The following is a 23309-nucleotide window of genomic DNA, read 5'->3' as shown; positions in this document are numbered from 1 at the left end:
CCTCCCCATCAGATGGAATTTCCATCCAAGTGTGCGTCACCTCGCTTTTGGGGGAGTGACCGATGGATGGAGTGGGTCTCGTTCTTTTTGTTCTCGCCGCTCTTGTAGGCGGGTTCGTTAGCGGCTTTTCGGGGTTTGCGATGGGCCTCGTGGTGTCGGGTGTGTGGCTGCACATCATCACGCCGATCCAGACCGCGGCGCTGATCGCGGGCTACGGCCTGCTCACGCAGGGTTACGGCATCCTGAAATTGCGGCAGGCGCTGAACTGGCACGCCATCTGGCCGTTATCGCTTGGCACGACGATTGGCATCCCGACCGGCGTGGTCCTGCTCACCTATCTCAGCCCCGTCTATTTGCGATTTGGTGTCGGTACACTGCTGGCAACTTACGCGATCTACAGCCTGGCGCGACCGGCGTTCAGTCCGATGAAGATCGGGATCGGGCCGGACATTGCGATCGGCCTCGTCAACGGGCTGGTCGGCGGACTGACCGGACTTGGTGGCGTCGTCTCAACCATCTCCTGCCAATGGCGCGGCTGGACGAAGGATACGCAGCGCGCCGTGTTCCAGCCGGTCCTGTTCGCCGCCTTTGTGGTGATCTCGATTTCGATGGGCGTCACCGGCGCCTTCACGTCCGAAACCGTCAAATTGTACGGCCTGGGTCTGCCATTTCTGCTCGCCGGCCTCTGGAGCGGCTTCAGGCTGTACGGAAAGATCGATGACGAGATGTTCCGCAAGGTGGTGTTGACACTGTTACTGCTCGCCGGCCTGTCGCTGATCGTGCCAGCATTGGTCTCACGCGGCGCCTGAGTCACGTTTCTTGGACCCGCGACCAGTCTGGTCGCCGGCGCGGAGCCCGAGCTTGTCAGATTCATTGACCCGCGCAGCGGCCGCGGCAGGCAAATGGTCACCAGCGCCGACGCTCATACGACGGCGCTGGTCGCGGCGAGGCCGTTCAGCCCTGCTCGCCCAGATCTTCTTCCAGGATGGCCATCTGGAACTGGAATGAGCGATCATCGTCCTCGTCGTCGACGAACAGCACGCCGATGAACTCCTCGCCGATATAAACCTCGGCCGAGTCGTCCTTCTTGGGCCGCGGCACCACGCGGATCTTGGGATTGCTGAACACGCGTTTGAGATACGCGTCGAGCTTCCTGACTTCCTGAACGTCCACAGCCGTCTCCAATCGGGTCGATGATTTTCGGGGGAGTTTTAGGACGAGACGGCAAAGATCGCCAGAGCCTTTTCAGGCTTTGGCGACGTGATGTTGCGCACACGCTAAGGCGCGGTACCGATCAGAAAGCGAGTGAAATCAAAGCCCGATCGCGTTGAGCATCTGATCCATGGTGCGCGACGGCTCGGCACAGCCGGCCTCGCCGACGATTTTCGCCGGCACGCCCGCGACCGTGACGTTGTGCGGCACGGGTTTGACCACGACGGAGCCCGCCGCGATCCGCGCGCAATGACCGATCTCGATATTGCCGAGGATCTTGGCGCCGGCGCCGATCAGCACGCCGTGGCGGATCTTCGGATGGCGATCCTCGTTCTCCTTGCCAGTGCCGCCGAGCGTGACGCCATGCAGGATCGAGACATCGTCGTCGATGACGGCCGTCTCGCCGCAGACGAAGCCGGTGGCGTGATCGAGGAAGATGCCGCGGCCGATCCTGGCCGCCGGATTGATGTCGGTCTGGAACACCGCCGACGAGCGGCTCTGCAGGTAGAAGGCAAAATCCTTGCGGCCCTTCTGATAGAGCCAGTGCGCAAGACGATGGGTCTGCAGCGCGTGGAAGCCCTTGAAGTAGAGCAAGGGATCGATGAAGCGCGAGGTCGCGGGATCGCGGTCATAGACGGCGACGAGATCGGCGCGGAAGGCGTTGCCGATATCGGGCTCATCGCGCAATGCCTCGCCATAGGTCTGGCGGATCAGGTCGCCCGACAGCGCGGCGTGGTCGAGCCGATCGGCAATGCGATGGACCACGGAATCTTCCAGGCGCTCATGATGCAACACGGTCGCATAGATGAAGGATGCGAGCTCCGGCTCGCGGCGCAGGATGTCTTCCGCCTCGCCGCGGATTCGATCCCAGATCGGATCGAGTGCCGCGAGCTTGCTCCCCTGCGGATTGACCTGATGAACTGCCATAGCTGCTCTCGCAATTCGGTTGTTCTGATGTGCGTTATAGCACGGTGACCCCAGCGCGTCCCGGGAGGGCTCGGTACGGTAAACCCCAGCCGAACGCCCCCCGGGCCGATGTCTAGGGGAATTGGTCGGGATTTTGCCGAAATCAAGCCGCGCTTCTGCAACTATTGGCGGATTTCGTCCCGAGTGTGGTTTTGGGCATGGTCGGCCCCAATAAAAGGGGGAAATACCATCAATACCCAGACGTTACGTGGGCGCCTGACCGATGCACGGTCGGTCTGGATCGCCACCATTGCCATTCCCCTCCTGCTGCTCGCACCTGCCTTCTGGAACGGCTATCCGCTGCTCCAATGGGATACCGGCGGCTATCTGGCGCGCTGGTACGAGGGCTATCTGGTGCCGAGCCGGTCCACGGTATTCGGCCTCTACCTGCATGTCGGCGAGACATCGGGCTTCTGGCTCAACCTCGGTATCCAGACCCTGGCGACGCTGTGGATCCTGCAGCTGACCCTGCGCATGCTCGAGCTCGCCCGGCCGGTCCGGCTGATCGCGATCAGCCTCGCGCTGATCGCCACCACCGCCCTGCCCTGGCTCGCCAGCATGCTGCTGACCGACATCTTTGCCGGCCTCTCGGTGCTCGCGCTCTACATCCTGGTCCTGCACGGCGAGCGGATTTCGACGCTCGAGAAGGCGGTGCTGTTCGGGTTCATCGCGTTTTCCGCCGCCACGCACAGCGCGACGCTCGCGGTACTGCTCGGTCTGTGCTGCGTCGGCTGGATGCTGCGTCCGTGGCTCGGCCGCCGCGTCCCGGTCGCGGGGCTCATGCAAGGCAGCCTGACCATCGTCACCGCCGCCGTGATGCTGCTGGCGGCGAACTTCGCGCTGTCGGGTCAGCTTGCCTGGACACCCGGCGGCTATGGCGTCGCCTTCGGCCGCATGCTGCAGGATGGCATCGTCGCGCAATATCTGCGCGATCATTGCGCCAGGGAGAACCTGAAGCTCTGCCCCTATCGCGACGAGTTGCCGCCGACCGCCGACGACTTCCTGTGGGGTCACAGCATGTTCAACACGCTCGGCCGCTTTCAGGGACTGAATGACGAGATGGGCCACATCGTGGTGCGTTCGCTCGCCGAATATCCGACATGGCAGGCCAGGGCGGCGCTGAAAGCGACCGCCGACCAGCTGTTGGATGTGGCGACCGGCGAAGGCTCCTCGGGCTGGATCCCGCATACCTACGGCATCATCGAGCGCTATGTTCCCAAGCAGGTCGCGCCGATGCGCGCCGCGCGGCAACAACGATGGGCCCTCGACTTCACCGCGATCAATCGCATCCACGTGCCGGTCGCGCTGGCCTCGATGCTCCTGGTCGTGATCCTGTTCGGCCGCGGACTGTGGCAGCGGCGGCTCGACGATCTGACGTTGCTGGCGGGCACGGTGACGCTCGCTCTGCTCGGCAATGCCGCCGTCTGCGGCGTGATCTCGGGGCCCCACGACCGCTATGGCGCGCGCATGGTGTGGGTCGCGACCTTCGTGGTGCTGACCGCGGCGGCGCGCGCCTTCGCCAAGCACGATGCCGAGAACGATGCCAACGAGCTATTTTCGCGGCGACAGGAAGTCGATGACGCCGGTCTTGTAGACCTTGTCACCGACCGCCCGCATGTGGTCGCGGTTCGGAATGTCGAGCACCTGCGAACCCGGAATGATCCGGCCGAGCGCTGACGCCGAGCCTGCGATCTCATCGTTGGTGCCGACCGCGATCAGGACCGGCACGCCGATGCCGGCGGCCTCCTCGCGCGTCATCAGGCGGCGCGAGCCGCGCAGGCAGGCGGCGAGCGCGCGGCGGTCGGAGCGGGTCTGATCGGCGAAGGCGCGGAAGGTGCGGCCGACCGGATCGGTGACGTCGTCGAGCGACGGCGCCTCCAGCGCCAGCGCAACGGCCTCGCCGGGACCGCCGCCCTCGATCAGCCCGATGCCGATGCCACCGAGGATCGCCGAACGCACCCGATCGGAATTTTCACGCGCCAGGATCGCCGTCATCCGCGAGCCCAGCGAATAGCCCATGATGTCGGCGCGCGCGATTCCAAGATGATCCATCAGCGCGATCACGTCGCTTGCCATGGTCGCGATCTCGTACTGCGCGGCGTCGTAGAGCTTGGCGGATTCACCGTGGCCGCGATTGTCGAGCGCGATGACGCGCCGGCCGGCCTTGACGAGCTCCGACACCCAGGTCGGATAGATCCAGTTGACGTTCTTGCTCGACGCGAAGCCGTGCACGAGCACGATCGGCTCGCCCGCGCCTTCGTCGATATAGGCAATCTCAACATCGCCGTGGTGGAAACTCGGCATCTTCGATTCCGTTTTTTCTTGGGATTCTGGATTTGGGATTTGCGATCGACCGGCGACCGCAAGCTTAGCGTGAAATCTAGCCTTGGGCGGGCATACTCGCCAGCGCGGCCTGCGCGGTCATCTGCCGCTTCAGGCGCAGCGCCTTGCTGCGTCTGAGCCACCATGCCGTGGCTCGCTCGGTGGTGGCCTTGATCGACGACACAAAGCCAAACAGCGCAAGCAGCGCGCCGAACAGCCACATGGTGAGATTGAATGTGCCGGCCACGAGCAGCAGCGCGCCGCGGCCGAGCAGCTTGATGATTGCGCGGGTCTGGCCGCCCTTCACCTCGGCGATGCGGGCCGCGCGCGCGATCTCCTGCGGGTTCTCCGCGACCTTCAGCGTGTCCCGCGCGGCACGAACCCCGGCCGCCTCGCCGATGCGCCCGACGTCCTTGGCGACGCGCACCAGCGCACCGGCCTTCTCGGCGCGGAACGCCGCGCGGATCGCGGTTGCGGTTTCCGCCGGCCGCAGCACCGAGCCGGATGCGACCGCATCACGGAGCGCCGGCTGATCGACCACCTCGCGGGTCGAGCGCCCGGCCCATTCGATCATCCCCTCACTCAGCCGTCCGGCCTTGCGCGTATCCTTGACCAGCGTCAGTCCGGCGCGCAGCGGCGCGGCGCCGCCGACCGACACATAGGTGGCCGCAGTCACGGCGAGCCCGGCGGCGGCAAGGCCAAGCACCAGTCGGTCGGTGTCCTCGCCCATCACGAGGTGCTTGCCCTCGCGCACGACGTCCCTGACGTCACCGAACACGAACAGATCGCCCGCGACCGTGCCGGACAGGCTTGCGACATCGTCGGCATTGCCGGTCACGAGACCGGTGGCAAATCCCTTGGCGAAATGCGTGGTGGACGACTGCTCGGTGCGCGCGTCATCGACACGCTTTTTGAGTTCATCACTGAGCGCGATGTTCTTCTCGCTCGCGAGCGCGACGAAGCTGGTCGCAAGATCGGCATCTCCGGAGGCGAGCGCCGCCTCGATATTGTCCGATATCAACGCCGGGTTGTTGCGCAGGACGGAATTGAGCCTGAGGTCGGCGAGCGCAGCCGGATCGTTCCGCGCTGACAGCACCGTGCCGGCGTCCCGGGCGTGCGGCCAAATGGCCGCGCCCACGACAGCGCTCGCTGCCAGGCCGGCCACCGCAAAAATGAGGCGCACCCCGTTCATTCCGCTGAAAACCTCTAGTTTTATTCGCCTTGTTCAGTTCGCTTGGAAATAGTGTGCCGATTTTGCGACACAACGGCTCCGACCAAAGAAGGGCTTCTCTGGGACGACAAGATTGTGTCGAATTTGCATGAGCAAATGAGCCATCGGGGCTCTAGGAATCAACTGTTCCCGCCAGTATGGTGCGCGGCATTTCACGATGCCGCATGCTGTTAATTGCGTCTGCCCATCGTTGCCACCAAGGTGAGAATATGTCCGACCACGTCGTCCCGCACTTCCATAACGATGCCGGTGTCTCGGTGATCGAGATCGGGTCGCAGGAATTCATGTGCGTGGGCGCCAACCCTCCGTTCGACCATCCGCACGTGTTCCTCGACCTCGGCAACGACAGCGAGATCATTTGCCCGTATTGCTCGACGCTGTATCGCTTCGCGTCCGACCTCGCTGCCGGCGAAGCCCGGCCGCCGGAATGCGTGCTGAAAGACAAGGTCGCCTGATCGTTCCGTGGCGCTGACGCGAACCGTCATCGTTGCCGGCGCCGGGATCGGGGGACTGACGGCGTCGCTGACCCTGGCGGCACAAGGTTTTCGCGTCGTCGTGCTGGAAAAGGCCGAGCGGCTCGAGGAAGCCGGCGCCGGCATCCAGCTCTCTCCCAATGCCAGCCGCATCCTGGTCGAGCTCGGGCTCAAGGAACCGCTGGCGCGGCGCGCGGTCACGCCGGAATCCGTCAACATCCTGAGCGCGCGGGCCGGTGGCGAGATCGCGCGGATGCCGCTCGGCCGGGCCGCCGAGTTCCGCGCCGGTGCCCCCTATTGGGTGATCCACCGCGCCGATCTGCAGGCCGCGTTGCAGGCCGCCGTCAACGAGCATCCCGATATCGATCTGCGGCTCGGCTGCCAGTTCGAGGACGTGACAAAGCACGCCAAGGGGCTGACGGTGGTGCAGCGCCGCGGCAACGCACGGCAAGAGGAATTGGCCGTTGCGCTGATCGGCGCGGATGGCATCTGGTCGTCGGTCCGCGGACATTTGTTTCCGGATGTACAGCCGCAATTCTCCGGCCTGATCGCCTGGCGCGGCACGCTGGACGCGACCGCCCTGCCGCGCGAATACACCGCGCCGCGCGTGCAGCTGTGGATGGGGCCGGACGCGCATCTCGTTGCCTATCCGATCTCGGCCGGACGCCAGGTCAACGTGGTTGCGATCGTGTCCGGCACCTGGAACCGACCAGGCTGGAGCGCGCCGGGTGACATCAACGAGATCAAGGGCGCGTTCGCTACCGCGCGCTGGCCCGCCACGGCGCGGATGCTGATCGGCGCGGTCGACGGCTGGCGCAAATGGGCGCTGTTCACCCTGCCCGACATCGGCCGCTGGAACGAAGGCGCGGTGACACTGCTCGGCGACGCCGCGCATGCGATGCTGCCGTTTGCCGCGCAAGGCGCCGGCATGGCGATCGAGGATGCGGCCGTGCTCGCCAAGGCCCTGGCCGACTGCACCGGCGAAAACACCGCAGGCATTCCCGCCGCGTTGAAGCGCTACGCCGAGATGCGGCGCGGCCGCGTGCTGAAGGTGCAGCGCATGGCGCGGCAGCAGGGCCGCATCTATCATTTGAGCGGACCCTTGGCGATCGCGCGCGATCTTGCGATCCGCGCCATCGGTCCGCAGCGCATGCTGGCGCGGCAGGACTGGATCTACGACTGGCGCGCCTGAGCCGAGCGCGCCTGCGCGCGCAGCTACCGGTTCTTCTGGAAACGTTGACTTAGTGAACGAGGCCTCGCGGCGCGCGCGGGCCATTCGCCGCCGGCGCAGGCGCCGCGGGTGCGGCCGCCGCAGGCGTGTCCGGCGGGCTCTCATGGCACTTGTTGGCGCGCCAGGCCTGATCCGCCAGCCTCTGCTGGGCGTGGATCGAGATCAGCTCGTTGCGATAGACCATTTCCGAGACCACGGTACCGCCGACGCCGGTCTCCGCCTTGGCCATCAACTTTTCCTGAGCCGTCGCGCGAGACGCGAGATTCGTGCGCTCGGTCTCGAGCTGCTTGCAATCATACAGATCGTATTTGGCGGGATCGGCGAATGCCGACGGCACGCTGTCGCCGATCTGTGCGCAGCCGGAAACGCCCGCAGCCGAGGCTAGCAGCGCAACGAAGGCTGCCGCGCGCGACAGATTTGGGCGGCGTGAGGGACGAACAGACATTCAGCTTTCTTAGTCCGACAGTGTTGAGATTGCCTAAAGCAGCCGCCGGTGTCCGGATTGAGGCTCAATCGCGGCGGCGCGCTGCTTATCCCAATGCTCGGCCGCTGAAGCAAATGGAATTGCAAGCTGCAGGTTAAGCCTTTGAAAGCGCGCCTGGTAGTAGCGGATAGCGGAGCGCGGGGCTAAGCCAAGGCGCACGCCGGGCTGACCGTCAGGCGCAGCATGTCCGGCGGGATCGTACGGTGTCCAATGCGGCACTACCTCTTCGCTCAACCCGATCGATCGACCATTGCGGGATGACGAGTGCCCTGCTCCGACCAGCGACGAAGGCGAGATCGCCGACGTGCTTCCTGACAGGCCGCGCCGGCGCAACCTTGATGACCCGCCCGGCCGAAAGCAGCCGGCAGATTCTCTAGACCGCCGGTTGCGTGGATTTCCTGACGACCAACTCAGGAGGAAGTACGACGTGCCGGATCTCGGCCGACTTGCTCTGGAGCATTTCGATCAGCATTCTGGCAGCGATCCGCCCCATCTCGCGGTGCTCGATGCGCACGGTGGTGAGCGGCGGCGAGACGACATCCATGAACGGCATGTCGTTGTGACCGACGAGCGAGACATCCTCCGGGCACCGCAGGTGCCGCTCCTGCAGCGCGTCCAGGGCACCGATCGCCAGCAGGTCGTTCGCGGCAACGATCGCAGTCACCTGATGCGGCCCGCCGACGAGATACGTCGCCGCCAGCGCGCCGCCTTCGCGCGTGTATCCCGCGGCTTCGCGTAAGACACCGGTCAATCCGTGCCGCGCCATCGCGCGCTCGAAGCCATCACGCCGCAGCGCGCCGGTTGATGTCGACAGCGGCCCTGCGATATGCGCAATGCGGCGGTGTCCGATATCGACGAGATGATCGACGGCGAGGCGCATTCCCATTTCGTCGTCCGAGACGACTGAGGAGACGCGATCGCGCGCTTCGGATCGGTTGACCAGGATCACGGGAACGCCGCGCCGGATACAGAAACCGACGAGTTCGTCATCCTGCGAAACCGTCGCCAGGATCAGACCGTCGACCCGCTGGCTGAGCAGTCGCTCAACAAAGGAGATCTGCTGCGACGATACATTCCCGGCATCCGCGACGATCGGTGCGTAGCCTTCCGCAGAAAGAACCTCCGCAATGCCGCCAAGGATCGGAGCGAACACCGGATTGGTAATGTCGGGCAGCAGCACACCGACGAGATCGGATCGACCCAGTCGCAGATTGGCCGCCAGCCGGTTCGGCTGGTAGCCCAGCGCCTCGGCCTGGGCGGAGATCCTCCTGGCGACGTCGTCCGCGACCAAATGCCGTTTCTTGGGATCGAGAGCCCGCGACACGGTCGAAGGATGGACGCCGGCGGCGTCCGCGATCTGCTTGATTGTCGTGACTGGTCGATTCACCCAGCGATTCCTGCTGCTTAGCTCGTTTGCGAAATGAGCATAGCGGCTCCCTTGACTCATTGCAATCGATTGCAATATCTCATGCAAACGATTGCATTCTGAGCAACCAATTGGGAGCCCACTGATGTCTCACGGCATTATCGAGAAGCTCGAGGACGTGACGCCGACAGTGTTGCGGGCGATGGCGTCGGCCGACAACGCGCGGCTTCGAACGGTGATGGAAGCCTTCGTCAGGCACCTCCATGCCTTCGCCCGCGAGGTGAAACTCACCGAGGCGGAATACGATCTCGGCATCGACTTCCTGAACCGGATCGGACAGGCCACCCACGACAGCCACAACGAGGGCATCCTCTTCGCGGATGCGACCGGCTTCTCGACGTTCGTCTGCCTGCTGAACAACGGCAACGCCGGTGCGACCGAAACCGCGGCAGCATTGCTGGGCCCGTTCTGGCGGGCCAATTCTCCCCGAACGGAGAACGGGGCATCGATCGTTCGCTCGGCGACACCCGGCCCCGAACTCTTCGTCGCGTGCGAGGTCGTCGACATCGCGGGCAAGCCCCTCGCCAATGTCGAGGTCGACGTCTGGCAATCCTCGCCGGTCGGCCTCTATGAGAACCAGGACGAAACGCAGGCAGACATGAACCTGCGCGGCAAGTTCACCACCGACGCCGCGGGTCGGTTCTCATTCAGATCGGTCAAGCCCGCCGGCTATCCCGTGCCGACCGACGGCCCGGTTGGCGACATGCTGCGCGCCCAGAACAGGCATCCCTACCGGCCGGCACACCTGCACTTCCTGGGCTTCAAGCCCGGTTACAAGACGCTGATCACGCAGGTCTTCGTCGACGACGACGAACACCTGGACAGCGACGTGGTGTTCGGGGTGACGCGCGCGCTGGTCGGCGATTATCGCCGGCATGACGACGGCGATCCACCGGCGCCCGGGGTCCGCGCTCCCTGGTACACGCTGAACTATCGCTCCACCATGGAAAACGGTGAAGCGATCCTCCCCAAGCCACCGATCAAGTGAGGCTGACGATGAATCAATCCATGAAGGACAAGGTCGTGCTCGTCGTAGGCGGAGCCGGCAGCATCGGGGCCGTGTCCGCCAGGCGCTTCGCCGAACTCGGTGCCCGCATTGCAATCAGCCACCGCGACGTTCCGGACGAAGCCGCCGCCGCGGCAACGGTAGTGCAATCCTTGCCTGGAGACGGCCACGCCGCGTTGATCGCCGACGTCGCGCAGACCGCAACCTTGAAAGCACTGCGCGCCGAGATCGAGCGGCGCTTCGGCCGGCTCGATATCCTCGTCAACGCCGCCGGCTTTACCAAGCCGGTGCCGCACGCCGATCTCGACGCGCTGGACGACGACCTGATTGACCGGATGTTCGCGGTCAACTGGCGCGGACAGTTTGCGGCGATCCGCACCTTCGCTCCGCTGCTGAAGGCATCCGGTGACGGCCTCGTCGTTTCGATATCATCGATCGCGGGCACCAACGGGATCGGTTCCTCGATTGCCTATTGTGCCGTCAAGGCCGGCATCGACGTCATGACGAAATCGCTCGCCCGCGTGCTGGCCCCCGAGGTGCGGGTGCTCGCGGTCGCACCCGGCGTGGTCGACACCGGCTTCGTTCCAGGGCGCGGCACGGACTTCAACGCCAAGACCGCGACGACGACACCGCTGAAGCGGATCGCGACCGCGGAGGACATCGCCTCGGCCATTCTCGCCTGTGCAACCCAACTCGGCTTCGCGACCGGAACGACTTTCGTGGTCGACGGCGGCCGCTCGCTTTGAAGGAACAAGTCTATGCGATCTCCCCACGAAAAGGTCATCATCACCTGCGCCGTCACCGGCAACCTGACGACACCCGAGCAGACCCCTCATCTTCCCATCACGCCGGCGCAGATCGCTGACGCCTGTCTCTCCGCCGCCGATGCGGGCGCCGCCATCGTCCATATCCACGTTCGAGACCCGCTTACCGGCCGTCCCTCGATGCTGCTCGACCACTATGTCGATGTCGTCGAGCGCATTCGCGCGCGCAACCCCGCGTTGATCCTCAACATCACGACCGGACCGGGCGGACGCTTTGTTCCGTCCAAGGACGATCCGAAGGTGGCCGCCGAAGGCACGACCCTGATGGCGCCGGAGAAGCGGGTCGAGCACATCGCCGTGCTGCGACCGGACATCTGCACGCTCGATCTCAACACCATGAACTCCGGAGGCGAGGTCGTGATCAATACGCCGGCGAACGTTCGCCGGATGGCGAAAGTGATCGCGGACGCCGGCGTCAAACCGGAGATCGAACTGTTCGATTCCGGCGATATCGCCTTGATGCGCGATCTCTTGGCCGACGGCTCCCTGCGAGGGCCAGTCCTGTGTTCCTTCGTGATGGGCGTTCGTTACGGCTTTCAGCCTTCCCCGGAAACCGTATTGTACGCGCGCGGCCTGCTGCCGCCTGACGCGGAGTTCACCGCGGTCGGCATCGGCAAGGCCGCATTCACGACGGTTGCACAATCCTATCTTGCGGGCGGTCACGTTCGGATCGGCCTGGAAGATGCGGTCTATCTCACGCGCGGCCAGCTCGCGACCTCCAACGCGGAAATGGTCACAAAGGCGCGCCGCATCGTCGAGGATCTCGGAGGCGCCGTCGCGACGATCGAGGACAGCCGGCGGATCGTCGGCCTGCCCTCGCCCACGAAGACAATCAAGGCTTAGGAGCGAGCTATGAATGCCATCACCAGATCGGGGACCGATGTCGTCGTCGAGGCGACCTGCGTGCGGCTCAATGCCAAGGCCGCCGATGCGGCGGCGATCGCGCCGTCCATCGAGAAACATTCGCTGACGCGGCAACCGCACGAAGTCGTGGTTGCGATCGAAGCTGCTGGTGTCAATCCGTCGGACGTCAAGGCCGCCACGGGATTGATGCCTTATGCGGTGTTCCCAAGAACCCCGGGCCGGGATTTTTCCGGGCGGGTGGTCGAAGGGCCGGACGCATTGATCGGAAAAGCCGTGTTCGGCTCGTCCGGCGACCTCGGAATCCGCCGCGACGGTACCCACGCCAGCCATGTCGTCGTCGAAGCCGCGGCCCTGGTCGAAAAGCCGGACGGCATTTCGATGGATGAGGCTGCAGGGATCGGCGTTCCGTTCGTGACAGCCATCGAAGGCTTTCGGCGAGCTGGCGCGCCGAGACCCGGCGAACATGTCCTCGTCATGGGCGTCAACGGCAAGGTCGGGCAGGCTGCGGTCCAGCTTGCGACCTGGCAAGGCGCCAGGGTGATCGGCGTGGTGCGCAAGGACGAACCCTATGAAGGCCACGCCAACGCCCCGATCGAGATCATCAATTCCGCGACGGCCGACGTGGCAGAACGTGTGCGCGAACTGACCGACGGCCACGGAGCCGATATCGTCTTCAACACGGTCGGTGACCCCTATTTCGACGATGCGCATCATTCGCTTGCAAAGGCCGGGCGGCAGATCCTGATTGCCACGATCAACAAGACGGTCAAATTCAACATCCTGGAATTCTATCGCGGACGGCACACCTACGTCGGCGTCGACACCCTCGCGTTTTCTACGGTCGAAAGCGCAGAGCTGCTGCGTAGCGTGCTACCTGGGTTCGCCGGCGGCTTCCTGCGCCCCTATCCGATCGTCCCGTCCTCGATCTACCCGCTCGCTGAGACGAAGGCGGCCTACACCGCAGTGATCGGATCATCACGCAACCGCGTCGTCCTGCGACCGAGAGCCTGATCATGAATGTCGTTCGCTTCGGCGAGGCGCCCGCCTACACGGCGCCCGGGCACCACGACATGGCGATGGTGCGTCTGCATCGCGGTGTTGACGAGCATCGCTTGAGCTCCGCGAATATCCACTGGTACTGCCGAGCCTAATCCTCGGCCCTATTCGAGGCCGAGATAGGCGCTCTTGACCCTCGGATCGTTCAGCAGCGCCGATGCACTGTCCGTGAAGGCGATGCGGCCGGTCTCGATGACGTAGCCACGGTCGGAAATCTCGAGCGCGGCGGAGGCGTTCTGCTCCACCAGCAGGATGGTGACCCCGGCGGCCTTCAGGGCCGCGATCGCACCGAGGATCTGATCGACCAGCAGCGGCGACAGCCCGAGCGAGGGCTCGTCAAGCAGCAGCAGTTTCGGCTTGCCCATCAGCGCGCGTCCGATGGCCAGCATCTGCTGCTGGCCACCGGACAGGCCCCCCGCGAGCAGGTGCCGCTTCTCATGCAGCACCGGGAACATCGTGTAGACGCGCGCGCGATCCTGCTCGATCTCCCCGTCGCGCCTGAGATAGCCGCCGAGGCTGAGGTTGTCCTCAACGCTCAGCGGCGCAAAGACGTGACGCCCTTCCGGCGACTGGACGATGCCGCGCCTGACCCGCGCATGCGATGGCAGCCGGTCGATCCGCTCACCGAGAAAGGTGATGGCTCCGCCCGTCACCGGCTGCACGCCCGACAGCGCCCGCATCAGCGTGGTCTTGCCGGCGCCGTTCGATCCGATCAGCGCGACGACTTCGCCCGCCGCAACACGCAAGGAGACGCCCTTGAGCACTTCGATGCGCCCATAGGCACTGTGAAGATTCTCGATCTCAAGCACGCTGGGCCTCCGCGCGGCGGGTGCCGAGATAGGCATCGTGGACCGTCGAACTTTCACGCACCTGCTGGGGCGTGCCTTCGATCAGCACCTTGCCGCGATCCAGCACGAGAATGCGATTCGAAATCTTCATCACGAGCTTCATGTCGTGCTCGACAAGAACGACGGCGATCCCCTTGTCGGCGAGGCGGCAGATGACGCGGTCGATATCTTCGGTCTCCACCGCGTTGCAGCCGGCCGCCGGCTCATCGAGCAGCACGATGCGCGGCTCGGCCGCGAGCGCGCGGGCGATCTCCAGCCGCTTGCAGCCGCCGTAAGACAGGTCGCCGGCAAGCACGTCGGCCTTGCCGCGCAGACCGACCTCGTCGAGACAGGCGAGCGCCGCCTCGCGTGTCGCGCGATTCTGGCGCGCGACCGACGGCAGCCGCAGCATGTCGGCCAGCAGATTGCATTTCTCCTGCAAGTGACGGCCGACCATGACATTCTGCGCCACCGTCATGCGCTGGAAGATCTGGAGGTTCTGAAACGTGCGCGACATGCCGCGTGCCGCAAGCCCATCCGGCCCGAGCCTGGTGACGTCCTGCCCCGAGAGCTCGACGCGGCCGGAGCCAGCGACGTAGACGCCGGAGATCACGTTGAACAGCGAGGTCTTGCCGGCGCCGTTCGGACCGATCACGGAAAAGATCTGGCCCTCGTCGACCGCGAAGCTGACGTTATCGATCGCCTTCACGGCGCCGAACGCGATCCCGATATCGCTGACCGAAAGAATCACCGTGCAATCACCTTCACGAGAAATTTGCGGGCTGTCGGAACGATGCCGTCACGCATGAACACCATCGAGGCGATGATGATCAGGCCGAGCATGACGTTCTCGTAGTCCTGGAAAACGGTGAGCATCTGCGGCAGCACGATCAGCACCGCCGCGCCGACGATGCTGCCGAGAATCGATCCGAGCCCGCCCAGCACCACCATCGTTACCAGTTCGACCGAATGCTGGAAGCCGGCGAGGTCGGGCGAGACGAAGCCGTTCATCATGGCGAGCAGGGAGCCGGCGACCGAGGCATAGACGGCGGCCAGCACGAAGGCGCGCAGCTTGAAGCTCGCGACGTCGATGCCGGCGACCCGCGCCGCGATCTCGCTGTCATGCAGCGCGAGGAACGCGCGGCCGGTTGGCGTGTCGTCGAGGTTGAGCGCGACCCAGGTCCCAAGGATCATGAACGCGCCCGAGACCCAGTACCACGCATAGGCCGTGCTGACGCGCCAGCCGAACATTGTGAGCTTGGCGACCGGCATGCCGTCGGGGCCGCCGGTCCAGCGGTTCTCTGTCGTGATCACCAGCGCGACCAGCACGCCGAAGCCGAGCGTCGCGATCGCGAGGTAATGGCCCTTGAGCCGCAGGATGGGACGCCCGACCAGATAGGCCAGCCCCCCCGCGAGGCAGGCGCCGATCAGCGATGACGCCCAGGCCGAGATTCCGAGATGCGCCGGGCCGATCGCGACCGAGTAGGCGCCGACGCCGAAGAACGCCGCGTGGCCGAGGCTGACCTGCCCGGCCTTGCCCATCAGAAGATTGAGCCCGATCGCCGCGAACGCCGAGACCCAGACCAGGGATGCCACCCGCAGATAGTAGCTCGACGGAAAGGTCAGCGGCAGCACGCCGACGATGACCGCCAGCGCGAAGATCACCGCATAGCGGCTGTTGAGAACGGCGCGCATCGGTCAAACCCGGTTCACGGTGCGGCGGCCGAGCAGGCCCTGCGGCATCACGAACAGCACCACCAGGATCATGATGAAGGCGAACGCGTCCTTGTAGGTCGAGCTGAGGTAGCCGGCGCCCATCGTCTCCAGCAGGCCGAGCAGCAGTCCGCCCACCACGGCGCCAAGCGGATTGCCCATCCCGCCCAACATCGCGGCAGCGAAGCCCTTCAGGGCCATCATGGTGCCGACGTCGTAGCTGGTCAGCGTGATCGGCGTCACCAGAATGCCGGCGAGCGCGCCGATCGCAGCCGAGCCGCCGAACGACAGTGCCATGATGGTCGCGGTGTTGATGCCGACGAGCCGCGCCGCCAGCCGGCTGGCGGAGGTCGCGAGCACCGCCTTTCCGATCAGGGTCTTCTCCAGGAAAACATAGAGCACGATGACGGCGACGGCGGTACCGCCGATCACCCACAGGCTCTGCGGCTGGATCGCCGCGCCCAGGAGGTTGATCGGTGTATCGCCGGAAAACGCCGGCAGCTTGTGGAACTGCTTGTCAAACACAAGCTGGGCAAGACCCTTGAGCAGGATCGATGCGCCGATCGTGATGATGATGAGGGAGACCGCCGACGCATCGCGCGCCGGGGCGATGGCAAGCCAGTACAGCAGCAGCCCGACGACGACCGATGCGATCACCGCGATCAGCGCAGCGATCGGCAGCGGAACGCCGGCCGCCGACACGAACACCGTGACCATGCCGCCCAGCATCACGAACTCGCCCTGCGCGAAATTCACGACATCGGACGCGTTGTAGATCAGCGTGAAGCCGAGCGCGACGAGCGCATAGACCGCGCCGACCGTGAGCCCGGAGAAAAGGAACTGAAGAAATTCGGACATGAACGACGAGCGGCCCCCTCTCCGCGGGACCGCGACCCAGTCGCGGCGCCCACGGTCGCCCTAGATGTTGCGCAATATCTGACCCGGGCGCTCAGCTTCCGGGCGCAATCAGGGTCCAGTCCCCGCCCTTGATCTCGAGCATCCGGAACGCGGTGAGATCGAGGCCGAGGTGATCGGTCGGCGACATCGTGACGATACCGCCGGTGCCGACAAAGCCCTTGGTCGCCTCGATGGCGTCGCGGATCTTGTCGGGCTCGGTCGAATTCGCACGCTTCAGCGCATCGACCAGGATGAACAGCCCGTCATAGGCGTGACCGCCGAAGGTCGAGACCGGCTGCTTCGCCGACGCCTCATAGGCCTGCTTGTAGTCGACCACGACCTTCTTCTGCGGATCGCTATCCGGCAGCTTGTCGCCGACCAGCAGTGCCGCGGCCGGCAGCCGAACGCCGTCGGCGGCCGGACCAGCGAGGTCGATGAAGCTCTTGGAGGCGACGCCGTGGCTCTGGTAGAGCGGCGTCGCCGACATGCCGAGCTGCGCATAGTTACGCGTGACGATCGCGGGGCCCTGGCCGAAGCCGGGATTGACCACGGCCTGAACGCCCGGCGTACCCTTGATCTTGGTGAGCTGCGCCGTCATGTCGGTGTCGCGCGGACCATAGGTTTCCTCGGTGAGGATCTGGATGCCGTAGTTCGGCGCGACCTTCACGCACTGCGCCCGCATCGACGCACCGAAGCCGTCGGTGCCGGAAATCATCGCGATCTTGGTCAGGTTGCGCTGCTTGAGGTTCTCGAAGATCTTCTCGCACGCCATCTTGTCGGTGTGCGGCGTCTTGAAGATGTATTTGCGCACGGGATCGACCACCTCGATGGCGCCGGCCAGCGAGATGAACGGCACCTTGGCTTCCTCGAACACCGGGACCATGGCCATCGTGGTGCCGGTGGTGGTGCCGCCGACCATGGCGACGACCTTGTCGTCCTCGACCAGGCGCGTCGCAAAAGTGCGCGCCTTGTTGGCGTCGCCGCCGTCGTCATAGATGACGAGCTCGATCTTCTTGCCCTGGATGCCGCCGGCCGCGTTGATCTTGTCGACGTAGAGCTTCAGCGTCTTCTCCTCGGGGTCGCCGAGGAACGACGCCGGCCCGGTCACCGAAAGCACGGTCCCGATCTTGATCGTGGCCTGTGCAGCGGCCGGAGCGGAGACGGCGAAGGTGGCGACAGAGGCGCCAAGCAGGACGCCGACCGCCTGCCGCCGGTTCAATCGAGCAAGATAACGCATGATGTGAGACCTCCCCTCCTCGCGCGCCGATCGCCGGCGCGTCCTATTCCTATTGTTGGGCAGGAAATTATAATTGACCAACCGGTTGGTCAATAGTAATTCAGTCGCAGGTCATGCGACCTTCGGTCATCGGAAGCCGCAACGGAAGGTGACATGGTCAGCCCCCTGCGCTGACGCATGTCCGCGACGGATCTCGCGTCCTGATCCTCAAACGCGGGCGGATCGCCTGAATTGCTTCAGCGCCGGTGACCTATGAATCGCTGACGATGCAATGCGATGCGGACCTGGCTCATCGCTTCAAAGCAGAGCGGTCTGCCGGTTTCGGCCGGTGGGCTTCGCCTTGCTGCGCGGCCGGGTGGCGGCGGCCGCCGCGTCCTCCGCACCGGCCAGCACGAGCTGCACGACGAAGTCGGCATATTCGGCGCGGGTCATCAGCCCGCCCTCACGAAACCACATGTAGTGCCAGTTCAGCATGCCGAAGACGCTCATCGTCAGCGGCTTGAGAACCCGCTTCTGCCTCGCCGCCGGCACGGCCGCGGCCAGCGCATCCGACATGATCGCGACCAGGATCCGTTCGCTCGCGAGCAACGGCTGCTGCTTCTCCTTCGGCAACAGCTTGAGGCTTGCGATTTGGACCTGATGCTCGGCATCGGCATGCCGGTAAAGTTCGAGCAGGGTCGCGACGATCGTGCCGAGGCGTTGCACCGGATCCTCGGCGGAAGCGTTGGCCTGTTGGACCGCGGCAACCAGCTTCTCGAGATGGGACGAGAGAATGTCGAAGAGGATGGCTTCCTTGTCGGGATAGTAGTGATAGAGCAACGCCTTCGAGACACGGCACGCATCCGCGATCGTGTTCATCGACGTGCCGACATATCCCGATGCCGCAAACAGCTCGGCCGAGCGATGCAGAATCGAGAGACGCTTGTCGTCGTAGTCCTTGGCGCGCGATCGGGCCATATCCTGTCCATTCCACCGGCTGGCCGTTCGGCCCTCGTCCTGGGACGTGAATCAATAACGGCAAATTTTCTCAGACCGGTCCCGCGCTGTCCACGGCCGGGCCTGAAGCCATTTATTGACCATCCGGTCGGATAATTCTAGGACGGAGTTGGAATGGGCCCCTGCCCCTTCATCAGGCCCTGGTGGAACGCCTCGCGCTGCCGCAGATGTCGAGCCGGCGGCCGACGACTCCACGGATCGATCTGCGTCGACGCGCTGCCCTGGCAACAAAGCCCTCAACCTTGTGCACGTCTCGAAACCTCCGCCAGGCTTCGCAGGTGGCTAGCCGCTCCGCATACCGCCCTTGGGCAATACCGCCTCCTGCGCGTCAGCCCACAGGATACAGCATAGTTCGGGGCACAGCACCGGTCGCGAACGCGCAAGCTCCCCGGCCGCGGGCGCGATCGGGGAGCTCGGTCACGGACGGCTGCGTTACTTCTGCTTGTCGCCGACGCCCTTGGCGGCCTGCTCGATGACCTTTGCCACGGCCTCCGGCTTCGAGACGTACACGGCGTGGCTGCCGGCCTGATCGACGGTCTTGGCACCGGCGCGCTTCGCCATCATGCGCTGCGCGTCGACCGGGATCATCTTGTCGTTGGTCGCCACCAGGTACCAGCTCGGCTTGCTCTTCCAGGCCGGCACAGACACCTCGCCATTCAAGGCGGCGACACCCCAGGGCACCTGCGAGTCAGCCATGAATGCCGCGACATCGGGCTTCACATCGGCTGCGAACGCGGCGGCGAACTTCGCGTGATCGAGCGACAGGAAGCCGTCCTTCGGCGGCAGGATCGGCGGCACCGGCGCGCCGGGAGGAGGATTGGCGATCAGCTTGCCGACCGATTCACCCTGGTCAGGCGCGAACGCCGTGATGTAGACCAGCCCCGCGACCTTCGGATCGGTGCCCGCTTCGGTGACGACGACGCCGCCATAGGAATGACCGACCAGAATGACATTGCCGTCAGCGGCGGCGATGGCGCGCTTGGTGACGGCGACGTCGTCCGCCAGCGAGGTGGTCGGGTTCTGGACGATGCTGACCTTGTAGCCGTCCTTCTTCAGGATCTTGTAGACGCCTTCCCATCCCGAACCGTCGACGAAACCGCCGTGGACGAGGACGATCGACTTGACCGGGGCGGACTGGGCCTGGGCCGCGGGGATCGTGGCGGTGGCGAGGCCCAGCGACGCTGCGGCGGCGAGCAATTTGGTGACGACAGACATTGAAGTTCTCCTGGATGTTTATTTCGCGATAATCTTTATCGCGATAATCATCTTGTAACCGCCCTCGATTTGCTTGTCCAGATATTTTTTATCGCGATAACGATTTTCGTGGTATGTTGGGCAAACCACATCGAAAGGGCCCCCTCCCATGCCAAATCCGGGACCAATTCCGCTGGATAGCCAGCTTTGCTTCTCTCTTTACGGGACGACCATTGCGATCAACCGTGCCTACAAGCCCCTGCTCGACGGCCTCGGCATCACCTATCCGCAATACCTCGTTCTCAGCGTGCTCTGGGAAAAGGACGGACAGATGATTTCCGCGATCGCCGACCGGCTCGCCCTCGAGCCCAGCACCATCACGCCACTGGTCAAGCGGCTCGAAAGCGCCGGCTTCGTGGTGCGCCGGCGCAGTGTGGAGGATGAACGGCAGGTCGGAGTCCATCTGACCGACAGCGGCAAGGCGATGCAATCGCGCACCGGCTGTCTGACCGACACCTTGCTGGAGCGGTCCGGCCTGACGGTCGACGAACTCATCTCACTCAACAAGCGCGTCCAGGCGCTTCGCACCGCGTTGACGAAATCAGGAACGGGCTAACGGACAGACCAGCCGTTCAGTCGCGATACGGTATCCCGGCGTTTGCCCGGCCGACGACGAAGAGCTAGAAGATGCGCCCGCCGGGTTTTGTCCGGAACAGAACGAAACCAGATTTTGAAAACCGCCGAGGGATTTTGGAAAACTTCTCGGTCTAGATTGCGAAAACTCAATAGAATCATGCGGACGTGGCGGAACTGGTAGACGCAAGGGACTTAAAATCCCTCGACGGCAACGTCATGTGGGTTCGAGTCCCACCGCCCGCACCAGTTTGTTGCGCACCGCTCTTATTTCTTGGCCTTGGCCTTTTTCGGCTTGGCCTTCTTCGCCGTCTTGGCCTTTGCTTTCTTGGCCTTTGTCTTCTTCGCATTTGCCGGCTTGCTGGCCTTCGCCTTCTTCGCCGATTTCTTGGCTGACGTCTTGGCGACTTTCTTGGCCGATTTCTTCGGGGCTTTCTTCGGAGCTTTCTTGGGGGTCTTCTTGACGGCTGTCTTCGTTGACGCCCCGGCAGCCGCGCTGGGCTGTTGCGCCGCGCCGCCACCGCCTCCGCTGCCCGTCGCGCGCGGCGGCACCGGCTCCTCCATCCAGAAATCCAGTTCCTGCTCCTTGCCGCCGCCCGGCTTCCAGCCGTCGAGCGAATAGATCTGATCCGGATTGCCGCCGCTGCCGAGATAGCCGCGCCAGGAATAGTGGTCGTAGACGCCGTTGATGTGCAGCGCATAGGCCTGGGCAAGCTGCTTGTTGCCGCGGATGATCACGAGATTCTCGTCATTCTTCTCCGAGGCGGCGACCGAGAAATTGTGCGATCCGGTGATGACGGCGCAATTGTCGGAGAACGGATCGATCACGATGGTCTTGGAGTGAACGATCGCGATCATCCCCGCGTTGCGGATCTGCTGGACGCTGAATTCGACGTCGGCCCATGAGGGTTCGTTGGTCGCGCTCACGCCATGCGGCAGCTGGACGTCGTCATGAAAGGATTGCTGCGGCGCGCCCGATTTGACGACCTCCCCGCCGACCGAAACGATGTTGCCGTTCTTGCTGGGCATCATGGTCGACACCACGCCGCGGACATAAATGTCGTTCTGCTGTGCGCGGTCCAGCAGGGCATCCAGCAGCGGCGATTGACCAGGCATGAACATCAGGAAGAGCGCGCCGTCCTTGGCGTTCTGGATCAGGTCCAGCACCGGCTGGAACTCGGCCTCGCCGTTGGTCGCGGCGAAGAAGACCGAAATGTTGCTGTCGCTGGTCGGACTGGAATTCGACGTCTTGAGCGCGGGCGGCATGGCATTGCCCGCGGCGACCAGCTTGCCCCACTGATCGAGGTAGCGCTTGGCGATCACCGCATTCTCGATGATCAGCACGTTGTTGAGCTGCGTGCACAGCCCGGTGGTGGTCCAGTTGGTGCTGCCGGTCAGCACGCGGATCGCGTTGCCATGCGCGTCGCTCTCGACCACGAACTTGTTGTGGACGCTCGGCGACGACCTGCCCGCATTCGACAGATCGCGATGCTTGACCGTCAGGCCGGCGCCACTGAGCTCGCCCGCGATGTTCGGCTTGGTCGCGCTGCCATTGCCGAGCAGGACGTTGCCGCGGCTGCCGAACGGCTTCAGCGCGCCGACCAGCTCCTCGTCATTCATCTCATAGATGGCGGCATGGATCTGGCTGCCGCGGAGATCGGCATCGTGCAGAAAGGCCAGGATCTCGTGCAGGGCGTCGCCTGAAAGGTAGCGCCGCGCCTGGTTGGCCGGGTCGGAAAGACCTTTGACGAAATTGCGCAGCGCGTCGTCGGACGTATCGCCCTGCACGAAGCGGCTGACGATCTGCGACATCAAGGTGCCGCGATTGAAATAGGCCGACAAGCCGCCGCCCGCATCGCCCGAAGCGACCGCCGGCGTCGTCCAGGCCGACACCGAGGCGGCATCCGGCGTGAACGTCCCGTTCGCACCGCTCTTCATCGCGGTGACGCGATATGAGACGTTGTCGGTGTCGACGACGCTGTGATCGGTCCAGATGCAGCGCCGGAACGGCGATTGCGTCGAGGAGATGCCGGCGTCCGCCACCGGCTTCTCGCCGGGCTTCGGCGGAATGCGGTTGGACAGCACGGTCGTCTGTTGCGTGATGTTGTTGCGCCGCTCGAGCTGGAATCCGACCCAGTCGTTGGACCAGGTGTCCGGCTGCCAGGCGATCAGGATATCATCGGCGTTCGCGTAGGCCTTGACATTGATGGTCATCACAATTTCCCCGAGGCTGGGTGAATGCGCAGGAGCGAAACAATGGACGCCACCCTTGCACGGTGAGAGCGTGCATCCTGGAGCGGCACCGATATCGGCCCGTCGGACAATACCCCGGTAACCTCGGGTAGTTTGTGAAATAGACGACAACTGTTCGTGCAAATCGGCGCGGCGCGCCACGCCTGGCGTCGAGCCTTACTCGAACGTCAGTCCCAGCCGCTTCTGCTTCTTCCATGCGATGCGGCACGGCCACCGCTGGCCGTCGACGGCGAGGGTGAAGCGGTCGGGAAACCACAGCGGCGAGATGACTTCGATGCAGGCGCCCTGAGGTGAGAGATTCCGGACCGTGCAGGCAATCGCTTCATTGCCGAATTCGATCGCTCCCGACTTGAGCACGCGGCGGCGTGCGCCGATACGGCGCTTCTCGGTCGGCATTGCCTGTTGCGCGCTGGCCGGTGCGGGCCTGCTATGGTCGTCGGCCATGGGCCCGTCGCGGTAAGTTC

24 protein-coding genes, 1 tRNA gene and 1 pseudogene are annotated in these 23309 nt (G+C 64.5%); 11 read left to right on the top strand and 15 right to left on the bottom strand.

All coding sequences use genetic code 11. The features are described from left to right. The first annotated feature begins 140 nt into the window (after positions 1 to 140). Complete coding sequence (locus AAFG07_RS17105; protein WP_342728285.1) at positions 141 to 809, top strand: TSUP family transporter; 669 nt, start codon at positions 141 to 143, stop codon at positions 807 to 809. Between the two features lie 145 nt (positions 810 to 954). Here AAFG07_RS17105 and AAFG07_RS17100 read toward each other — a convergent pair whose 3' ends face one another. Together AAFG07_RS17100 and cysE are read right to left on the bottom strand one after the other, a co-directional pair. Next, on the bottom strand, positions 955 to 1173 hold the full coding sequence (locus AAFG07_RS17100) for a DUF3126 family protein (RefSeq protein WP_050406403.1): 219 nt from the start codon (positions 1171 to 1173) through the stop codon (positions 955 to 957). Between the two features lie 138 nt (positions 1174 to 1311). Beyond that, a complete protein-coding gene (gene cysE, locus AAFG07_RS17095) occupies positions 1312 to 2139 on the bottom strand; it encodes a serine O-acetyltransferase (RefSeq protein WP_212309873.1) in 828 nt (275 codons plus the stop codon). Positions 2140 to 2322: 183 nt separating this feature from the next. Here cysE and AAFG07_RS17090 point away from each other — a divergent pair. After that, positions 2323 to 3696 (top strand): annotated as a pseudogene (locus tag AAFG07_RS17090) (hypothetical protein); the annotation flags it as partial. A 33-nt stretch (positions 3697 to 3729) separates the two neighbouring features. On the opposite strand, the gene AAFG07_RS17085 reads toward AAFG07_RS17090, so the two are convergent. Together AAFG07_RS17085 and AAFG07_RS17080 are read right to left on the bottom strand one after the other, a co-directional pair. Further along, complete coding sequence (locus tag AAFG07_RS17085; protein WP_342728284.1) at positions 3730 to 4482, bottom strand: alpha/beta fold hydrolase; 753 nt, start codon at positions 4480 to 4482, stop codon at positions 3730 to 3732. Positions 4483 to 4558: 76 nt separating this feature from the next. Beyond that, the gene (locus tag AAFG07_RS17080; protein WP_342728283.1) at positions 4559 to 5692 is read right to left on the bottom strand and encodes a hypothetical protein; all 1134 of its coding nucleotides are present in this window, start codon (positions 5690 to 5692) and stop codon (positions 4559 to 4561) included. 248 nt (positions 5693 to 5940) lie between these two features. Here AAFG07_RS17080 and AAFG07_RS17075 point away from each other — a divergent pair, with 248 nt between their 5' ends. Then, complete coding sequence (locus AAFG07_RS17075) at positions 5941 to 6186, top strand: zinc-finger domain-containing protein (protein ID WP_092115185.1); 246 nt, start codon at positions 5941 to 5943, stop codon at positions 6184 to 6186. A 7-nt stretch (positions 6187 to 6193) separates the two neighbouring features. Further along, positions 6194 to 7396 (top strand): FAD-dependent monooxygenase, encoded by a 1203-nt coding sequence (locus tag AAFG07_RS17070; RefSeq protein WP_342728282.1) that lies wholly within the window; start codon positions 6194 to 6196, stop codon positions 7394 to 7396. A 49-nt stretch (positions 7397 to 7445) separates the two neighbouring features. Here AAFG07_RS17070 and AAFG07_RS17065 read toward each other — a convergent pair whose 3' ends face one another. Beyond that, positions 7446 to 7880 carry a twin-arginine translocation pathway signal gene (locus AAFG07_RS17065; RefSeq protein WP_342728281.1) on the bottom strand — a complete coding sequence of 145 codons (435 nt, stop codon included), beginning with the start codon at positions 7878 to 7880 and terminating at the stop codon, positions 7446 to 7448. Positions 7881 to 8292: 412 nt separating this feature from the next. Beyond that, complete coding sequence (locus AAFG07_RS17060; RefSeq protein ID WP_342728280.1) at positions 8293 to 9393, bottom strand: LacI family DNA-binding transcriptional regulator; 1101 nt, start codon at positions 9391 to 9393, stop codon at positions 8293 to 8295. 37 nt (positions 9394 to 9430) lie between these two features. Between AAFG07_RS17060 and AAFG07_RS17055 the strand changes: the two genes are divergently transcribed. From AAFG07_RS17055 to AAFG07_RS17035, 5 genes are read left to right on the top strand one after another with little or no spacing between them, the layout of a single operon-like run. After that, a complete protein-coding gene (locus AAFG07_RS17055; RefSeq protein ID WP_342728279.1) occupies positions 9431 to 10333 on the top strand; it encodes a dioxygenase in 903 nt (300 codons plus the stop codon). 8 nt (positions 10334 to 10341) lie between these two features. Further along, positions 10342 to 11097: an SDR family oxidoreductase gene (locus tag AAFG07_RS17050; RefSeq protein ID WP_342728278.1), complete on the top strand. Its 756-nt coding sequence runs from the start codon at positions 10342 to 10344 to the stop codon at positions 11095 to 11097. Positions 11098 to 11109: 12 nt separating this feature from the next. Continuing rightward, positions 11110 to 12018 carry a 3-keto-5-aminohexanoate cleavage protein gene (locus tag AAFG07_RS17045; RefSeq protein ID WP_342728277.1) on the top strand — a complete coding sequence of 303 codons (909 nt, stop codon included), beginning with the start codon at positions 11110 to 11112 and terminating at the stop codon, positions 12016 to 12018. A 9-nt stretch (positions 12019 to 12027) separates the two neighbouring features. After that, a complete protein-coding gene (locus AAFG07_RS17040) occupies positions 12028 to 13050 on the top strand; it encodes a zinc-binding alcohol dehydrogenase family protein (RefSeq protein ID WP_342728276.1) in 1023 nt (340 codons plus the stop codon). Positions 13051 to 13052: 2 nt separating this feature from the next. Continuing rightward, complete coding sequence (locus tag AAFG07_RS17035) at positions 13053 to 13190, top strand: hypothetical protein (protein ID WP_342728275.1); 138 nt, start codon at positions 13053 to 13055, stop codon at positions 13188 to 13190. A 9-nt stretch (positions 13191 to 13199) separates the two neighbouring features. On the opposite strand, the gene AAFG07_RS17030 is transcribed toward AAFG07_RS17035, so the two are convergent. From AAFG07_RS17030 to AAFG07_RS17000, 7 genes are all read right to left on the bottom strand, one after another. After that, a complete protein-coding gene (locus tag AAFG07_RS17030; protein ID WP_342728274.1) occupies positions 13200 to 13904 on the bottom strand; it encodes an ABC transporter ATP-binding protein in 705 nt (234 codons plus the stop codon). Continuing rightward, the gene (locus tag AAFG07_RS17025) at positions 13897 to 14673 is read right to left on the bottom strand and encodes an ABC transporter ATP-binding protein (protein ID WP_342728273.1); all 777 of its coding nucleotides are present in this window, start codon (positions 14671 to 14673) and stop codon (positions 13897 to 13899) included. The genes AAFG07_RS17030 and AAFG07_RS17025 overlap by 8 nt, the downstream gene beginning before the upstream one ends. Next, a complete protein-coding gene (locus AAFG07_RS17020; protein ID WP_342728272.1) occupies positions 14670 to 15617 on the bottom strand; it encodes a branched-chain amino acid ABC transporter permease in 948 nt (315 codons plus the stop codon). Before AAFG07_RS17020 ends, AAFG07_RS17025 begins: the two co-directional genes overlap by 4 nt. Positions 15618 to 15620: 3 nt before the next feature. Then, positions 15621 to 16493: a branched-chain amino acid ABC transporter permease gene (locus AAFG07_RS17015; protein ID WP_342728271.1), complete on the bottom strand. Its 873-nt coding sequence runs from the start codon at positions 16491 to 16493 to the stop codon at positions 15621 to 15623. A gap of 91 nt (positions 16494 to 16584) precedes the next feature. After that, complete coding sequence (locus AAFG07_RS17010; RefSeq protein WP_342728270.1) at positions 16585 to 17769, bottom strand: ABC transporter substrate-binding protein; 1185 nt, start codon at positions 17767 to 17769, stop codon at positions 16585 to 16587. Positions 17770 to 18066: 297 nt separating this feature from the next. Next, complete coding sequence (locus AAFG07_RS17005; RefSeq protein WP_342728269.1) at positions 18067 to 18726, bottom strand: TetR/AcrR family transcriptional regulator; 660 nt, start codon at positions 18724 to 18726, stop codon at positions 18067 to 18069. A gap of 471 nt (positions 18727 to 19197) precedes the next feature. Beyond that, positions 19198 to 19980 carry an alpha/beta hydrolase gene (locus tag AAFG07_RS17000; RefSeq protein ID WP_342728268.1) on the bottom strand — a complete coding sequence of 261 codons (783 nt, stop codon included), beginning with the start codon at positions 19978 to 19980 and terminating at the stop codon, positions 19198 to 19200. A 148-nt stretch (positions 19981 to 20128) separates the two neighbouring features. Between AAFG07_RS17000 and AAFG07_RS16995 the strand changes: the two genes are divergently transcribed. Both AAFG07_RS16995 and AAFG07_RS16990 read left to right on the top strand, forming a co-directional pair. Further along, positions 20129 to 20575 carry a MarR family transcriptional regulator gene (locus AAFG07_RS16995; RefSeq protein WP_342728267.1) on the top strand — a complete coding sequence of 149 codons (447 nt, stop codon included), beginning with the start codon at positions 20129 to 20131 and terminating at the stop codon, positions 20573 to 20575. A 179-nt stretch (positions 20576 to 20754) separates the two neighbouring features. Continuing rightward, a tRNA-Leu gene (locus AAFG07_RS16990) sits at positions 20755 to 20841 on the top strand. Positions 20842 to 20859: 18 nt separating this feature from the next. On the opposite strand, the gene AAFG07_RS16985 is transcribed toward AAFG07_RS16990, so the two are convergent. Together AAFG07_RS16985 and AAFG07_RS16980 are read right to left on the bottom strand one after the other, a co-directional pair. Continuing rightward, the gene (locus tag AAFG07_RS16985) at positions 20860 to 22806 is read right to left on the bottom strand and encodes a phospholipase D-like domain-containing protein (RefSeq protein ID WP_342728266.1); all 1947 of its coding nucleotides are present in this window, start codon (positions 22804 to 22806) and stop codon (positions 20860 to 20862) included. A 195-nt stretch (positions 22807 to 23001) separates the two neighbouring features. Further along, positions 23002 to 23289 carry a PilZ domain-containing protein gene (locus AAFG07_RS16980; protein ID WP_342728265.1) on the bottom strand — a complete coding sequence of 96 codons (288 nt, stop codon included), beginning with the start codon at positions 23287 to 23289 and terminating at the stop codon, positions 23002 to 23004. Positions 23290 to 23309 lie beyond the last annotated feature (20 nt).

This window comes from Bradyrhizobium sp. B097 (assembly GCF_038957035.1).
Classification (GTDB): Bacteria; Pseudomonadota; Alphaproteobacteria; order Rhizobiales; family Xanthobacteraceae; genus Bradyrhizobium.
Note: the sequence above shows the minus strand (reverse complement) of the source record. Positions and strands in the feature narration are given on the sequence as shown.

What these genes read in the sequence shown, in the direction of transcription:
- cysE (WP_212309873.1), bottom strand. Translation starts at nt 2,139, where the DNA reads ATGGCAGTTCATCAGGTCAATCCGCAGGGGAGCAAGCTCGCGGCACTC.
- AAFG07_RS17080 (WP_342728283.1), bottom strand. Translation starts at nt 5,692, where the DNA reads ATGAACGGGGTGCGCCTCATTTTTGCGGTGGCCGGCCTGGCAGCGAGC.
- AAFG07_RS17075 (WP_092115185.1), top strand. Translation starts at nt 5,941, where the DNA reads ATGTCCGACCACGTCGTCCCGCACTTCCATAACGATGCCGGTGTCTCG.
- AAFG07_RS17000 (WP_342728268.1), bottom strand. Translation starts at nt 19,980, where the DNA reads ATGTCTGTCGTCACCAAATTGCTCGCCGCCGCAGCGTCGCTGGGCCTC.
- AAFG07_RS17040 (WP_342728276.1), top strand. Translation starts at nt 12,028, where the DNA reads ATGAATGCCATCACCAGATCGGGGACCGATGTCGTCGTCGAGGCGACC.
- AAFG07_RS17015 (WP_342728271.1), bottom strand. Translation starts at nt 16,493, where the DNA reads ATGTCCGAATTTCTTCAGTTCCTTTTCTCCGGGCTCACGGTCGGCGCG.
- AAFG07_RS17050 (WP_342728278.1), top strand. Translation starts at nt 10,342, where the DNA reads ATGAATCAATCCATGAAGGACAAGGTCGTGCTCGTCGTAGGCGGAGCC.
- AAFG07_RS17020 (WP_342728272.1), bottom strand. Translation starts at nt 15,617, where the DNA reads ATGCGCGCCGTTCTCAACAGCCGCTATGCGGTGATCTTCGCGCTGGCG.
- AAFG07_RS17085 (WP_342728284.1), bottom strand. Translation starts at nt 4,482, where the DNA reads ATGCCGAGTTTCCACCACGGCGATGTTGAGATTGCCTATATCGACGAA.
- AAFG07_RS17010 (WP_342728270.1), bottom strand. Translation starts at nt 17,769, where the DNA reads ATGCGTTATCTTGCTCGATTGAACCGGCGGCAGGCGGTCGGCGTCCTG.
- AAFG07_RS16985 (WP_342728266.1), bottom strand. Translation starts at nt 22,806, where the DNA reads ATGACCATCAATGTCAAGGCCTACGCGAACGCCGATGATATCCTGATC.
- AAFG07_RS17055 (WP_342728279.1), top strand. Translation starts at nt 9,431, where the DNA reads ATGTCTCACGGCATTATCGAGAAGCTCGAGGACGTGACGCCGACAGTG.
- AAFG07_RS16980 (WP_342728265.1), bottom strand. Translation starts at nt 23,289, where the DNA reads ATGGCCGACGACCATAGCAGGCCCGCACCGGCCAGCGCGCAACAGGCA.
- AAFG07_RS17005 (WP_342728269.1), bottom strand. Translation starts at nt 18,726, where the DNA reads ATGGCCCGATCGCGCGCCAAGGACTACGACGACAAGCGTCTCTCGATT.
- AAFG07_RS16995 (WP_342728267.1), top strand. Translation starts at nt 20,129, where the DNA reads ATGCCAAATCCGGGACCAATTCCGCTGGATAGCCAGCTTTGCTTCTCT.
- AAFG07_RS17065 (WP_342728281.1), bottom strand. Translation starts at nt 7,880, where the DNA reads ATGTCTGTTCGTCCCTCACGCCGCCCAAATCTGTCGCGCGCGGCAGCC.
- AAFG07_RS17105 (WP_342728285.1), top strand. Translation starts at nt 141, where the DNA reads ATGGGCCTCGTGGTGTCGGGTGTGTGGCTGCACATCATCACGCCGATC.
- AAFG07_RS17035 (WP_342728275.1), top strand. Translation starts at nt 13,053, where the DNA reads ATGAATGTCGTTCGCTTCGGCGAGGCGCCCGCCTACACGGCGCCCGGG.
- AAFG07_RS17045 (WP_342728277.1), top strand. Translation starts at nt 11,110, where the DNA reads ATGCGATCTCCCCACGAAAAGGTCATCATCACCTGCGCCGTCACCGGC.